We start from the raw sequence: 13,262 nt of genomic DNA, 5'->3' as shown, positions 1-13,262 counted from the left end.
GGTAGCTCATATGAAACGTGTAAACAAGATTCTCCAAAATGAGAAACTCACCCATTTTCTAGATATTTTAAAAACACGCTTAACAGACGCGGAAATCGGAAACAGCGCAGTAGTAGTCACCTATTATCTATTGTTATCTGTTTTTCCATTATTGATCGCAATAGGGAATGTGTTGCCTTTATTACAAATCGATCCGAATAAAATTTTACCGTATATGCAAGAGCTGATCCCAGAGCAAATCTATCAATTTTTAGGTCCTGTAATCAAAGAATTATTGACACAGGGATCTGGAAAATTATTGTCGATCTCGGCATTAGGTGCGTTATGGTCAGCGAGTAAAAGTATCAATGCATTGCAAACGGCGATGAACAAAGCCTATGGTGTAGAAGAACGAGCCAACTTTTTTGTGGTCCGTGCAGTATCGTTGGTCGTCATTATTTTCTTTATGATTTCGATTGTCGGCGTATTCATCGTCTTTGGTGTTGGAAAAGTGATTTTAGATGTATTGCAACCGATTTTGCAGTTCCCAAGTGAATGGGTCAGTCTCTTCCAAACGATTCGTTGGCCACTGACGATGGTAGTGTTGATCGCGATGATGACGATGATCTATTGGTTAGTACCAAACGGTCGAGTAAAATTACGTTCGGCGCTTCCTGGAGCAGTCTTTACTTCGATTGGTTGGATCGTGTTGTCCCAAGTCTTTGGGATCTATGCGACTTACTTTGCTAGACGGGTCAGCGGGTATCAGATTATCGGAAGTTTTATCGTTCTGATGATTTGGTTGAATTTTATTTCGATGATCATTATTTTAGGTGGGATTTTAAATGCCGTGATTGAAGAAATGGTCAGCGGGCGCGAAGTGCAACAAGGGAAAGATCGCATCAATCGCTTGTCGCGTAAAATCAAACGTAAAGTAAAAAAAGAAGGTGGGTCTGACTAATGGAATTTACCTTTAAACTTATTACGCAGTTATTTTTGACGATGATGTTTGCTGCAGTGATCACACCGATCGTGAAGTTATTGGCTTTTCAAATCGGAGCCGTCGACATGCCCAATGCGCGACGAATCAATAAAAAACCGATGCCTACTGCAGGTGGATTGGCGATTTTTATTACCTTTACGCTCTCGACGATTTGGGAATTTCGTTCGAATCTATTGGATACAAGTGTACTTCCGATTTTATTAGGCGCGTTGATCGTTGTGATCACGGGTTTGATTGATGATATACGGGAACTAAAGCCACTGCCTAAATTGATTGGATTGATTATTGCGGGATTAGAGATCTATTATGTTGCAGGAATTCGAATCAATACGATTTCAATTCCATTCATCGGCATGTTTGATCTCCATTGGCTCAGTTTGCCAGTCACATTACTTTGGATCTTAGCAATTACAAATGCCGTCAATTTGATCGATGGACTAGATGGATTGGCAACAGGCGTCTCTATGATTGCATTGATCACGATTGGATTGGTGAGCTATTTTTATCTACCAGATAATGGTGTATTTATTTCAATCATGATTTTTACTTTAGTAGCTTCAATGATGGGATTTTTCCCTTATAATTTCAATCCTGCTTCGATTTATTTAGGGGATACTGGCGCGTTGATGTTAGGATTTTTTATTGCGGTGTTTTCATTACAAGGGTTAAAAAACGTAACCTTTATCTCTGTATTGACGCCGATGTTTATTCTAGGTGTGCCGATTACGGATACGATCTACGCGATTATTCGCCGCTTGTTTAATAAACAAAAAATTTCTTCTCCTGATCGTATGCATCTTCATCATCGTTTGATCTCCTTAGGATTTAGTCATCGAGGCGCTGTGATGACCATTTATGCATTGGCGATGATCTTTTCATTTATTGCTTTATTGATGAATTATGCAAGTACGATGGCGATCATCTTATTGGTGATCATGACAACCTTAGGGCTGGAATTATTTATCGAATTGATTGGCTTAGTAGGTGAAAATCGTCAGCCATTGATGCATTTCTTCCAATTCTTTGGAAATCAACAATTTCGTCATGAACGGTTAGCCAAATGGTCTAAACGATTGAAAAAAGAAAAAAAATAAGTTTTTTGGGAGATGACCTAAAGAACTTATTTTTTTTGTATTCTTGACTTGTATTTTAAACTTCACTATACTCAAGAGTAATGAAAGGCTTTACATTTAGGAGGAAGCGTAATGGTTCAGGTACAAATCGTAAAGACAGACACAATGGGAATCGTCTACACACTAAAAAATGACACACAACGAGTGAGTTTAAGTCCTGTGGGTGCTAGATTACTAGGTTGGGAAATCGAGATGGGAGAGACGACTCGTGATATCGTGGTAGGATTCGACTCAATAGATCAACATTTGACTCATCGTTATTTTGGGGCAACGATTGGGCCAGTAGCTGGACGGATCAAAGAAGGGACATTTACACTAGGAGATCATACCTACCAACTAGAAACGACAGAAAATGGTCATACATTACACAGCGGGGCATTGGGACTAGATCAAGTGACGTTTGACGCTGCAGTCGATTCAAAAGAAAATCAGGCTAGCGTAGCCTTTCGAACTGTTTTTTCAGATCCAGATCAACGTTTTCCAGGAACGCTTGATATTACAGTCACGTATACATTGACAAATGAAAATGAGCTTACGATCACATATGATGCCACTACGGATGAACCAACATTATTTAATCCGACAAATCATGGTTACTTTAATTTATCGGGTGATGCGCGTAATCCGATCAATGACCATCACTTGCACATCGGCGCGCATCATATCGCTGAAAAATTAGCAGATGTGACCACAACAGGCGAAGTTCTTTCAGTGGAAGGAACGGCCTATGACTTTGAAACAAGTCGACCAATAGGAGACGTAGCACTCGATGATCCGTTTATTTTGCATCATGAAACAGATGCAGATTTAGAGCTAGTGAGTGCTGATCAGCAAGTGAAACTAACAGTTAAAACTGATGCACCAACTGTGATTTTATATACAACAGGAACACATGAAGAAGGCGAAACCATGAAAAAAGGGCAAGTAATGGCTAATCGTGGATCGATCGCGATCGAAACACAAGGGATTCCTGGAAGTGAACGTTATACGCACTTTCCTTCGATCACGCTGAAGCCAGAACAAGCATTTCATTCGGTAACACGCTATCATTTAGAGGAACTGAAGTAGTTGTCAGTAGACAGCTACTTTTTTTGACAGAAAGACCAAAAGCGAGTAAGCTATAGCTTATAAAGATTACTTTTGTAAACGAAAGAAGTGAATAGCGTGCCTCAAAAAGAAGATCATGTTGTCAGTGAAGCAGAATGGCAAGTGATGCGTGTGATTTGGAACAAACAACACACGACAGCCAAAGAAATCTATGAGTTACTTCATGAGTCACTTGACTGGAAACTAACGACTGTCAAAACTTTACTTGGTCGCTTGGTGACTAAAGAGTGGGTACAGACGACAAAAGAAGGCAAACGATTTATCTATAGCCCGTTATTAAGTCAAACTGATGCAATGAAACTGGCGACAGATGATTTTTTAGCTCGATTTTGTGCTACGACCGTGGGCGAAACCATTGCGGAAATGATTCGAACGACACCACTTCGCCAAGAAGATCTGCAATTATTACGTGAAACGATCGATCAAATACACCCTATGTCGATTACTTGTACCTGTTTACCAGGACAGTGCAATTGCCATCACGAGAAAGGATGAGTCAGATGATGAAACAAGAATTACAGATTACGGGTATGAGTTGTCAAAATTGTGTCAAACATGTTGAACAAGCCATCACAGCGTTACCTGGAATCAAAAAAGCTAAAGTAAGTTTAGAAAAACAAGAAGCCCGCGTGACCTATGACGACACACAATTAGCAGAAGAAGCAATTGAACAGCAAATCAATACCACTACACATTATCGAGCAAAAATCATCAAAACAAAGCGTTCTCTTTTTTGAGAAGGCTTTTTTTGTAATTTCAAGCTATGCTATAATGAAAAAAACAACTAAAAAGGAGTAGACACAATGACCTTTAAAAAATTGGAAGTCCCAACTTCTTCTATTACCGAAGTGAAAAAATCACCGATGGATGTCTTTCAGCAAGCCAGAAAAGAAAAAACGGGTGTCTATATTTTTAACCGTGAAAAAATCGCTGGAGTAATGTTGACGCAAGAATTATACGAATCGTTAGTGAAAGAATTAGATGACTTGCGTGCAAAAAAAGAAGAAATCGTTGTAACTAATCCTCCCGAAGCGACAAGCCAAGCGCGATCAGACGAACTGTTAGAATTAGTCAAAACGAAAATCGTTCCCAATACAACGATTGCGGTCAAAAAATTAGATGAACAATTAACCGATTTTGGATTTAGCTCGAAACGAGATGCTTTTCAAGGGATCGATACGTTGTTAGAAGAGCTGCAAACAACGGGTAAACTAACTTACGTCTTAGCTCAAGCAAATGGAACACCTTTTGCGATTGAATTGATTGGTGAAGAAGACTATCAATCTACGTTTGTTAAAAAAATCATTATCAAAAAAATCTTAGTTAAAGATTAAATTATAGCTGTTTCTTCTTAAAAAATCTGCTACTATATGAAAAAAGGAGTGAAGTATGTGTCAACTTTAAGTCAACGGTTTAATCCCGAATTAGAAAAAATCACGGTCTCATTGATTCGTCAATTTGATGAGCGCGTATCAAAAATTCCCAATATGCTCAAACTTACGTTAGGAGAGCCTGATTTTGATACACCTGAACACGTCAAACAAGCAGGAATACAAGCAATCGAAGATAATTTTAGTCATTATTCTGGAATGGCGGGATTGAATGATATTCGTCAGGCGGCTTCAGCATTTTTTAAAGAAAAATATCAAGTAAATTACGATTGGCAAACGGAAGTGATGGTAACTGTTGGAGCAACAGAAGCGATTTCTGCGACATTGCTGAGTATGCTAGTTCCTGGTGATGAAGTGATCTTGCCTGCACCAATCTATCCAGGTTATGAACCGATCATTCATTTAGCTGGTGCGACACCCGTGTATATTGACACAACGAGCAACGGCTTTATTCTATCACCAGAAGCGTTAGAAAAAGAATTGATGGCTCGTGGAAATAAGGTCAAAGCAGTGATCTTGAATTTCCCAAGCAATCCTACCGGTGTGACGTATACGGCAAGTGAATTACAAGCATTGGCAGATGTTTTGAAAAAATATGAGGTATTTGTAATCAGCGATGAGATCTATAGCGAGTTATCCTACGATGCGCCACATCAAAGTATCGCAGAATTCTTATATGATCAAACGATCGTAATCAATGGCTTATCGAAATCGCATGCGATGACAGGGTGGCGGATCGGGTTTATTTTTGCCCCACAAATCTTGGCACAACAAATCATCAAAGTCCATCAATATCTAGTAACGGCAGCGTCTACAATTTCTCAAAAAGCTGCAGTACGTGCCTTAGTAGAAGGAATCAATGATGCGCAAGTGATGAAAGAAGAATACCGTAAACGTCGCAATATGGTTTATGATGCGATGCGTGATATGGGATTTGAGATTGCGAAACCATCCGGTGCTTTTTATATCTTTGCAAAGATCCCTGAAAGTTATCTACAAGATTCAATGGCGTTTTGCGTAGATCTAGCAGAAAAAAATCAGCTTGCGATCATTCCAGGAATCGCCTTTGGTCCTGAAGCAGAAGGATATGTACGAATCAGTTATGCAGCGAGCATGGAACAATTAATAGAAGCGATGACTCGTTTAGGTGATTATATGAAAGAACAAAAAGCTTAGAGTTTCTAAGCTTTTTTTCTTTACATAAAGTTGACAAACTTCGGCGTAAAGTTTACATAAAGTCCATTCTCTCTTTACACATGCTTGGTACACTAAGGATGTAAAAAAGAGAGGAGATACAACATGAAAAAATTAGGTGCTATGTTAGTGTTAACAGGAGTATTACTTGCAGGGTGTGGCAATAATGCAAGTTCAACAACAAATGATTCGGGTGCTTCGTCTACAAAACCAGTAGAAATCGTTGCTGTAGGTTCAACAGCACTGCAACCTTTAGTGGAAGCAGCGCAAGAAAACTTTGTAGCAGAGCACGCTAACTATACAATTACGATCCAAGGCGGTGGTTCGGGTACAGGGCTGAGCCAAGTCGCTAGTGGCGCAGTTACAATCGGAAATTCAGATGTTTTTGCAGAAGAAAAAGAAGGGGTAGCAGCAGATCAATTGGTAGACCACAAAGTAGCTGTCGTTGGTATGTCGCCAGTAGCCAATAAAGAAGTCGGTGTTGACAATATTTCCCAAAAACAATTAGTCGATATATTTACAGGTAAAATCAAGAATTGGAAAGAAGTTGGCGGTAAAGATGTTGCCGTTACGGTTGTCAATCGTGCTTCAGGAAGTGGTACACGTGCGACTTTTGAAAAATGGGGCTTAGATGGAGCAGAATCTGTTCAAAGTCAAGAACAAGATTCATCAGGTGCTGTGAAGAAAATCGTCGCTCAAACCCCAGGTGCAATCAGTTATTTAGCCCTTTCTTACTTAGATGATTCCCTACAAACGCTGTCTCTAGATGGTGTAAAACCGACAGCTGAAGCAATCGAAACAAATGATTGGAAGATTTGGTCTTATGAACATATGTATACGAAAGGTCAACCTGATAAAGAAGTCAAAACATTTTTAGACTATATGGTAAGTGATGATGTACAAGAAGGTGTGGTCAAAGAGTTAGGGTATCTACCGATTACGGCGATGAAAGTGGAACGTTCTGTCGATGGAGCGATCACTCAAAAATAAGGAATCATGTTGATCAAAAAAGAGGCTATGGCAGAAATCTGTCACAGCCTCTTTTATTAGGTTAATAAAGGGGTAATCGAATATGGAACGTAGAGCCTTTGTTTAGTTCGCTTTCAACATAGATGTTTCCACCAAGGACATCGATATATTCTTTTACGATAGCTAGCCCTAATCCAGAACCACCAGAATGACGTGTACGGGCTTTATCGATCCGGTAGAAGCGTTCAAAGATACGCTCTTGATCTTCTTTTTCAATTCCCATCCCTTGATCGATGACAGCTAGTACCAATTGATTTTCTTCTACAGCAAAGCGGATCGTAATCGTCGTATGTTCAGGCGAATAAAAGAGTGCATTTTCAATTAGATTTTTTAAGATACCATCAAATAGTTCCATTTTAGTCAAGAACAATAACTGATCAGATCCTTCTAATAAGAACGTGACCTCTTTTTGATGACTAAGTGCTTGATAGCGTTCCGTTACTTGTTTAATGAAGGCATAGACAGGGATCGTTTTCCACTCATAATCATAGCGCGTCGACATTTTGGATAATTGAATCACTTGTTGGATCAATGCTTCCAAACGTTTCGCGTCTTTTTGCATGATCAATAAAAACTTATCCAAGGTTTCGGGATCTTCTTTGGCCCCATCTAATAACGTCTCGGTAAAACCAATCAATGAGGTGACAGGCGTTTTTAATTCATGAGTCACATTGCCAACAAAATCACGCTGCATTTTTTCAAGCTGGCGGATTTTAGTTAGATCATAAGCCGTTGCTAAAATTTGATGGTCTTCTTTAAAGTAGCGTAAGGTGACATCGACTACCGTGTTGGTTTTGGCTAACGTGATTTCTTCTTGAACGAAGGGACAGTCTTCACTGACATGATAAATCAGTTGGATCAACTGAGTATCGGTAAAGACGTGTGTAAACACTTGATTTTCTTTAGGTGCTTCTTGAAGGCCCAACATTTTTTGCATGACGACATTCATCGTAATGACTTGTTGATCGTCTAGTAAAAAAACACCGATCATCAGCTCATTAAGTAAGGTCGATAGTCGTTTTTCACTTGTTTCATAAGCGGCATAGGTTTGATGCATTTGCTCGTTTAACTTTGTGATGACCTGATAAAGCTCTTGCATATCCGGTGAGTCAGATTCATAGATCAATGTTTTTTTTGTTTTAGGATCTTCAAGCATGCGTTGCAATACAGGCAATACGGTCTCGACTGGACGATTGCGTTTACGAATGATTCGAAAGACCAATAAGTAGCCAGTGAGATAAAATAATAGGTAGCAAATAAAAATCGAGCGTTTGATACCAGCAGCTTGATCAACAAATTCAGTAATAGGTTCTGATAAACGTAAGTAACCAATGATCTGTCCATCTTTTTTGATAGGTAAAGCAACGTATAATAAGGTTTCATGTAACGTCGTACTTGTTCGAATGGCTTGTCCAAGTGAATTTCCATCCATCACGGCTTTGATTTCAGGACGCGTTGTTCTGGAATCTGTCTGTAATGTTGGATCATAACTATCATAAATGATTTTTCCAGCTTGATTTAAAAGGGTGATCCGTTCACCTTGTTGTACTAGATCTTGTTTTGCAAATCGTTCGACTTGAGATAGCTCATTTTGACTAACGGTTAATAAAAATGTTCCTTTTTTTTCTAAATAAGTGACTTGTTGTTGTGTGACTTGTTGATCGTAAAAACGAGTGATAAATTGCCAACTAATCAAAAAAAGGGACAAGAGCAACAGTGTGATCCATCCATAATTCTTACACCAAATCTTCAGTTGTCTCATTGAGTCGGATCCTGAAATTTATACCCAAATCCGCGTATAGTCATAAGGTATTCAGGACGTTTGGGATCACGTTCGATTTTTTCGCGTAGATGACTGATATGAACATCCACGATTCTTGTTTGGCCATCAAAATCAAATTTCCAAATACGATCGAGTAGCGTATCTCGATCGATCACACGATTTTTACGTTTCATGAAATAAACTAAAAGTTCAAATTCTTTTGGTGTAAGATCGATCAATTGATTGCGAACATATACTTGGTAATTGGTCGTATCCACATAAATCTCTCCGATACGAATTGGTTTTTCAACAGACTCGTCGTTTGGAATACTGCGGTGTTCCATTCGTCGTGAGATCGCCTTCATACGCGCCAAAACTTCTCTAGGACTAAAAGGTTTGCTGATATAATCATCTGCTCCGATTTCAAGTCCTAAGATGCGATCGATTGGATCGTCTTTTGCGGTCAGGATCAAAATTGGGGTCTCAATTTTTTCTTGGCGTAATTTACGCGTCAGTTCGATCCCATCCAGGCCTGGGAGCATCACATCGACAAGTAAAAAATCAAATTGTTCATTTAAAGCAATATGAAAGGCTTCTAGACCATCTTGGGCAGTCGTGACATGGTAGCCTTCTTTTTCTAAATTAAATGTTAATAAAGTTACGATCGAAGGTTCATCGTCGACCACAAGTATTTTTTTCATGATATGTGTTACTCCTTTAAGAATAAGTAGATTGCTTTCTCTATTTTATCATGAAATTCTAAGCGGGACTATGGTATAATAAGACTCGACTTTGACGAAGACGAAGCGTTCAGTAAAGGAGGGGAATATATGGAGATTGAAAAAACGAATCGTATGAATGCGTTATTTGAATTCTATTCTACTCTTTTGACACAAAAACAAATGAATTACATGGAACTTTACTATGCGGATGACTTTTCTTTGGGAGAAATCGCAGAAGAATATGGGGTCAGCCGTCAAGCTGTTTATGACAATATCAAGCGAACTGAAAAAATTTTAGAAGATTATGAACGTAAATTACACATGTATTCAAATTACATCGTCCGTACCCAAGTACTCGATGAATTGGAACGCTATGTGAAGACACAATATGGACAAGATCAAGTGATTGCGCCGTTGATTGCACAATTACAAGAAATCGATGAATAAAGGAAGGAATTATTATGGCATTTGAAAGTTTAACAGATCGCTTACAACAAGCGATGGGGAAATTACGTAAAAAAGGAAAAGTAACAGAAGCTGATGTAAAAGAAATGATGCGTGAGATCCGTCTTGCATTATTAGAAGCCGATGTAAATTTAAAAGTAGTAAAAGAATTTACGAAAAGTGTACGTGAACGTGCAGTAGGGACAGAAGTATTAGATAGTTTGTCACCCGCACAACAAATCGTCAAAATCGTAAATGAAGAATTAACCAAAACATTAGGATCAGAAACAGTTGAACTAGAAAAAAATCCTAAGATTCCGACTGTGATCATGATGGTCGGATTACAAGGGGCAGGTAAGACGACATTTACTGGGAAATTGGCGAATCATTTAAAGAAAACAGAAAATGCGCGCCCATTATTGATTGCAGGAGACGTGTACCGTCCAGCCGCAATCGATCAATTAAAAGTATTAGGTCAACAATTAGATGTTCCTGTGTTTGATATGGGAACAGAAGTTAGTCCGGTTGAAATCGTACGCCAAGGATTAGAACAAGCAAAAGAAAAGAAAAATGATTATGTATTGATCGATACAGCCGGTCGTTTACACGTCGATGAAGCATTGATGAACGAGCTACAAGAAATCAAAGCTCTAGCACAACCAAATGAAATTTTATTAGTTGTCGATGCGATGACAGGACAAGATGCGGTCAACGTAGCCGAAAGTTTTAATCAACAATTAGGGATCACCGGGGTGATTATTACAAAACTTGATGGGGATACTCGTGGGGGAGCGGCATTATCGATCCGTTCGATTACGGGCGCACCAATCAAATTTACCGGTACTGGTGAAAAACTAACCGATCTAGAAGTTTTCCATCCTGATCGTATGGCAAGCCGTATTTTAGGTATGGGAGATATGCTTACGCTGATTGAGCGTGCGCAACAAGATTATGACGAGCAAAAAGCCGAAGAGCTCGCGAAAAAAATGAAAGAAAATAGCTTTGACTTCAATGATTTTATCGAACAACTTGATCAAGTGATGAGCATGGGACCATTGGAAGATTTGATGAAGATGATTCCGGGGATGAATCAAATGCCAGGAATGGAAAACTTTAAAGTCGATCCTAAAGATATCGCTCGTAAAAAAGCCATCGTCTTTTCAATGACACCGGCTGAACGTGAAAATCCAGACTTATTAAATCCAAGTCGCCGTCGTCGAATTGCTGCAGGTTCGGGAAATAGTGTCGTCGAAGTCAATCGTATGATCAAACAATTTAAAGAAGCGCGTACGATGATGAAGAAAATGTCGAATGGAAACTTTGATATGCCAGGAATGGATCAAATGTTTGGTTCAGGAATCAAAGGAAAGTTAGGCAAAATGGCGATGAATCGTATGGTTAAGAAAAACAAGAAGAAAAAGAAAAAGAAAAAATAATGAGAAAAGACAATCGCTACTTTCGATTGTCTTTTTTTATAGCGTATTATTTGTCGGAAAAACGGTCTCATGGTACTATTATTATATAACAGAAAGGGGAATGCACAATGGTGAACAAAGAACAAGTTGAAGGTAAAGTAACAGAAACTAAAGGTAAAGTAACTGGTGATAACTCCGAAGAACTAAAAGGTAAAATCAAAAAAGGCTTCGGCGATGTAAAAGAAAAAGTTGAAGAATTTGCAGATGATGTAGCTGAAAAATTTAACCACAAAGATAAAAAAGATAAAGAGTAATCACCAAAGCGTTCGTGCTTAACGGACGCTTTTTATTATGAAAAACCCCTACAGTCATCTAACTGTAGGGGTTTGTTTTTAGGCAAAGCGATTGAAAAATTCGATATATTTATCTGTAATCATTTGGAAGAAATCTTTTGTATCTTGTTTGAAGGCACCATCTTCTAATAAGTTTGTTACATTTCCGATATACGCTTCAGGTTGTTGCAATGTTGGGACATTTAAAAAGACGAGTGATTGACGTAAGTGATGGTTCGCACCAAAACCACTAACTGCTCCGACTGAAACTGAAACGACTAAAGCAGGTTTTCCATCCCATGCACTTTGACCATAAGGACGAGAGCCTACATCTAGTGCATTTTTGATTGTGGCAGGCATTGAACGATTGTATTCTGGAGTAAAGAAATACACTCCGTCAACTGCATTTAATTCATGTCTAAAACGTGTCCATGCTTCAGGAACTTTTCCTTCAACATCTAAATCTTCATTGTAAAGCGGTAGATCGCCAATCTCGATCAGTTTCCCTTCAAATCCCTCAGGTAGTAATGAAATAAACGTTTCAGCAGCTAACTTATTATACGAACCCTCACGTAAACTTCCAACTAATACACCAATTGTTTTTGTCATATGCAAACATCCTCCTTAAATTCAAGTACATATTTATTGTAAGAAAAATCTAAAAATAATGCAAAAGATATCCCTTTTAAAAAGTAAGTGAATTTTTTTAGTAACTGTAAAGAAAAAACTCTTTACACCTGGATAAAAAACTGATAGAATACATCTTGTGATTAAAACCAACGGAGGTGTATATCGTAATGGCAGTAAAAATTCGTTTAAAACGTATGGGTTCTAAGAAAAGTCCTTTTTACCGTATCGTAGTTGCTGATTCACGTTCTCCACGTGATGGACGCTTCATCGAAACAGTAGGTACTTACAACCCTTTAAAAGATCCAGCTGAAGTAACTCTTAAAGAAGAATTAGTTTTAGATTGGTTATCTAAAGGTGCGCAACCTTCTGATACAGTTCGTAACTTACTTTCTAAAGAAGGCGTTATGAAGAAACATCACGAAGCTAAATTCACTAAGAAATAAGAGGGAAACTTATGGCAGATGTGAAAGAGTTAATCTTAACAATCGTGGGTCCATTAGTTACTGAACCTGATCAAATGACGGTTAACGTGATTGAATCAGAAGATTTCATTGAATATCAATTAGCAGTTGCTCCAGAAGATATTGGACGAGTGATTGGTAAGCAAGGACGCGTTGCAAAAGCAATTCGGACAATCGTATATAGTGTACGGACGCAAACCAAACAAAAAATTCGTCTGACGATCTTGGATCAAGGTGCAAAAAGCTCTGAATAATTCAGGGCTTTTTTTGTGCTTTTTTTAAGAATGGATCATGAGACTATTTTTTCCAAAGAAAACCTGTCATACTAAGTATTTTAGGAGGTATTTATGGAAAATATACTATTTTTAGTGATTGTGATCATCTTGATCTGGTTGATCTTTAAAATCAGTCGGTTAGTATGGCGGATATTTGGATTTCTAGTTGTATTATTTGTCGCATGGTATTTTCGCGATACAATCTTTCAAGCATTCTATCAACTCGCAAGCTTTTTACCAAGTGGAACCTTACGCGAAACGACGAATCAAGCCATCGCATTTATTGCCCAACAAGTCGAACGTTTTACTCAATTTATCCAACAATCCTTACCGATCTGAGTTTCTGGTAGTAGATGCAAAGACTACGTATCCGTGATACAATAAA

At 38.5% G+C, this 13,262-nt stretch carries 17 protein-coding genes; 14 read left to right on the top strand and 3 right to left on the bottom strand.

Translation table 11 applies throughout. From position 1 onward, the window contains the following. Window positions 1-10: 10 nt before the first annotated feature. The 8 genes from I573_RS00305 (at window position 11) to I573_RS00270 (ending at window position 6,797) form a co-directional block, all read left to right on the top strand. Window positions 11-940, top strand: a complete 930-nt coding sequence (locus I573_RS00305) for a YihY/virulence factor BrkB family protein (protein WP_016184555.1) — start codon at window positions 11-13, stop codon at window positions 938-940. Next, the gene (locus I573_RS00300) at window positions 940-2,076 is read left to right on the top strand and encodes a glycosyltransferase family 4 protein (RefSeq protein WP_016184554.1); all 1,137 of its coding nucleotides are present in this window, start codon (window positions 940-942) and stop codon (window positions 2,074-2,076) included. Before I573_RS00305 ends, I573_RS00300 begins: the two co-directional genes overlap by 1 nt. A gap of 111 nt (window positions 2,077-2,187) precedes the next feature. Continuing rightward, window positions 2,188-3,183, top strand: a complete 996-nt coding sequence (locus I573_RS00295; protein WP_016184553.1) for an aldose epimerase family protein — start codon at window positions 2,188-2,190, stop codon at window positions 3,181-3,183. Between the two features lie 96 nt (window positions 3,184-3,279). Next, entirely contained in the window at window positions 3,280-3,717 is a 438-nt protein-coding gene (locus tag I573_RS00290) for a CopY/TcrY family copper transport repressor (RefSeq protein ID WP_016184552.1), read from the top strand. 5 nt (window positions 3,718-3,722) lie between these two features. After that, window positions 3,723-3,959, top strand: a complete 237-nt coding sequence (locus tag I573_RS00285; protein ID WP_016184551.1) for a heavy-metal-associated domain-containing protein — start codon at window positions 3,723-3,725, stop codon at window positions 3,957-3,959. A 66-nt stretch (window positions 3,960-4,025) separates the two neighbouring features. Then, a complete protein-coding gene (locus I573_RS00280; protein ID WP_016184550.1) occupies window positions 4,026-4,556 on the top strand; it encodes a hypothetical protein in 531 nt (176 codons plus the stop codon). Between the two features lie 57 nt (window positions 4,557-4,613). Further along, complete coding sequence (locus I573_RS00275; protein ID WP_016184549.1) at window positions 4,614-5,789, top strand: pyridoxal phosphate-dependent aminotransferase; 1,176 nt, start codon at window positions 4,614-4,616, stop codon at window positions 5,787-5,789. Window positions 5,790-5,912: 123 nt separating this feature from the next. Further along, window positions 5,913-6,797, top strand: coding sequence for a phosphate ABC transporter substrate-binding protein PstS family protein (locus I573_RS00270; protein ID WP_016184548.1), 885 nt, complete (start codon window positions 5,913-5,915; stop codon window positions 6,795-6,797). Window positions 6,798-6,858: 61 nt separating this feature from the next. On the opposite strand, the gene I573_RS00265 is transcribed toward I573_RS00270, so the two are convergent. Beyond that, window positions 6,859-8,598: a sensor histidine kinase gene (locus I573_RS00265; protein ID WP_016184547.1), complete on the bottom strand. Its 1,740-nt coding sequence runs from the start codon at window positions 8,596-8,598 to the stop codon at window positions 6,859-6,861. Beyond that, window positions 8,595-9,299: a response regulator transcription factor gene (locus I573_RS00260; RefSeq protein WP_016184546.1), complete on the bottom strand. Its 705-nt coding sequence runs from the start codon at window positions 9,297-9,299 to the stop codon at window positions 8,595-8,597. The genes I573_RS00265 and I573_RS00260 overlap by 4 nt, the downstream gene beginning before the upstream one ends. 129 nt (window positions 9,300-9,428) lie before the next feature. Between I573_RS00260 and I573_RS00255 the strand changes: the two genes are divergently transcribed. The 3 genes from I573_RS00255 to I573_RS00245 all read left to right on the top strand — a co-directional run bounded on the left by I573_RS00255 (window position 9,429) and on the right by I573_RS00245 (window position 11,493). Next, complete coding sequence (locus I573_RS00255; RefSeq protein WP_016184545.1) at window positions 9,429-9,767, top strand: putative DNA-binding protein; 339 nt, start codon at window positions 9,429-9,431, stop codon at window positions 9,765-9,767. A 14-nt stretch (window positions 9,768-9,781) separates the two neighbouring features. Further along, complete coding sequence (ffh, locus tag I573_RS00250) at window positions 9,782-11,200, top strand: signal recognition particle protein (RefSeq protein WP_016184544.1); 1,419 nt, start codon at window positions 9,782-9,784, stop codon at window positions 11,198-11,200. A gap of 107 nt (window positions 11,201-11,307) precedes the next feature. Beyond that, window positions 11,308-11,493, top strand: a complete 186-nt coding sequence (locus tag I573_RS00245; protein ID WP_016184543.1) for a hypothetical protein — start codon at window positions 11,308-11,310, stop codon at window positions 11,491-11,493. Between the two features lie 78 nt (window positions 11,494-11,571). Here the strand turns inward: I573_RS00245 and I573_RS00240 are convergent, their stop codons facing one another. Further along, a complete protein-coding gene (locus I573_RS00240; protein ID WP_016184542.1) occupies window positions 11,572-12,120 on the bottom strand; it encodes an NADPH-dependent FMN reductase in 549 nt (182 codons plus the stop codon). Between the two features lie 188 nt (window positions 12,121-12,308). On the opposite strand from I573_RS00240, the gene rpsP reads away from it, so the two are divergent. The 3 genes from rpsP (at window position 12,309) to I573_RS00225 (ending at window position 13,216) form a co-directional block, all read left to right on the top strand. Next, a complete protein-coding gene (gene rpsP / locus I573_RS00235; RefSeq protein WP_016184541.1) occupies window positions 12,309-12,584 on the top strand; it encodes a 30S ribosomal protein S16 in 276 nt (91 codons plus the stop codon). An 11-nt stretch (window positions 12,585-12,595) separates the two neighbouring features. Further along, on the top strand, window positions 12,596-12,856 hold the full coding sequence (locus I573_RS00230) for a KH domain-containing protein (RefSeq protein WP_016184540.1): 261 nt from the start codon (window positions 12,596-12,598) through the stop codon (window positions 12,854-12,856). A gap of 93 nt (window positions 12,857-12,949) precedes the next feature. Further along, window positions 12,950-13,216 (top strand): hypothetical protein, encoded by a 267-nt coding sequence (locus I573_RS00225; protein WP_016184539.1) that lies wholly within the window; start codon window positions 12,950-12,952, stop codon window positions 13,214-13,216. Window positions 13,217-13,262 lie beyond the last annotated feature (46 nt).

This window comes from Enterococcus sulfureus ATCC 49903 (assembly GCF_000407605.1).
In the GTDB taxonomy this organism is placed as follows: domain Bacteria; phylum Bacillota; class Bacilli; order Lactobacillales; family Enterococcaceae; genus Enterococcus_G; species Enterococcus_G sulfureus.
Note: the sequence above shows the minus strand (reverse complement) of the source record. Positions and strands in the feature narration are given on the sequence as shown.

Coding starts and splice junctions, on each gene's coding strand:
- I573_RS00305 (WP_016184555.1), top strand. CDS start 11: ATGAAACGTGTAAACAAGATTCTCCAAAATGAGAAACTCACCCATTTT.
- ffh (WP_016184544.1), top strand. CDS start 9,782: ATGGCATTTGAAAGTTTAACAGATCGCTTACAACAAGCGATGGGGAAA.
- I573_RS00255 (WP_016184545.1), top strand. CDS start 9,429: ATGGAGATTGAAAAAACGAATCGTATGAATGCGTTATTTGAATTCTAT.
- I573_RS00225 (WP_016184539.1), top strand. CDS start 12,950: ATGGAAAATATACTATTTTTAGTGATTGTGATCATCTTGATCTGGTTG.
- I573_RS00230 (WP_016184540.1), top strand. CDS start 12,596: ATGGCAGATGTGAAAGAGTTAATCTTAACAATCGTGGGTCCATTAGTT.
- I573_RS00285 (WP_016184551.1), top strand. CDS start 3,723: ATGATGAAACAAGAATTACAGATTACGGGTATGAGTTGTCAAAATTGT.
- I573_RS00300 (WP_016184554.1), top strand. CDS start 940: ATGGAATTTACCTTTAAACTTATTACGCAGTTATTTTTGACGATGATG.
- I573_RS00295 (WP_016184553.1), top strand. CDS start 2,188: ATGGTTCAGGTACAAATCGTAAAGACAGACACAATGGGAATCGTCTAC.
- I573_RS00270 (WP_016184548.1), top strand. CDS start 5,913: ATGAAAAAATTAGGTGCTATGTTAGTGTTAACAGGAGTATTACTTGCA.
- I573_RS00260 (WP_016184546.1), bottom strand. CDS start 9,299: ATGAAAAAAATACTTGTGGTCGACGATGAACCTTCGATCGTAACTTTA.
- rpsP (WP_016184541.1), top strand. CDS start 12,309: ATGGCAGTAAAAATTCGTTTAAAACGTATGGGTTCTAAGAAAAGTCCT.
- I573_RS00245 (WP_016184543.1), top strand. CDS start 11,308: ATGGTGAACAAAGAACAAGTTGAAGGTAAAGTAACAGAAACTAAAGGT.
- I573_RS00265 (WP_016184547.1), bottom strand. CDS start 8,598: ATGAGACAACTGAAGATTTGGTGTAAGAATTATGGATGGATCACACTG.
- I573_RS00240 (WP_016184542.1), bottom strand. CDS start 12,120: ATGACAAAAACAATTGGTGTATTAGTTGGAAGTTTACGTGAGGGTTCG.
- I573_RS00280 (WP_016184550.1), top strand. CDS start 4,026: ATGACCTTTAAAAAATTGGAAGTCCCAACTTCTTCTATTACCGAAGTG.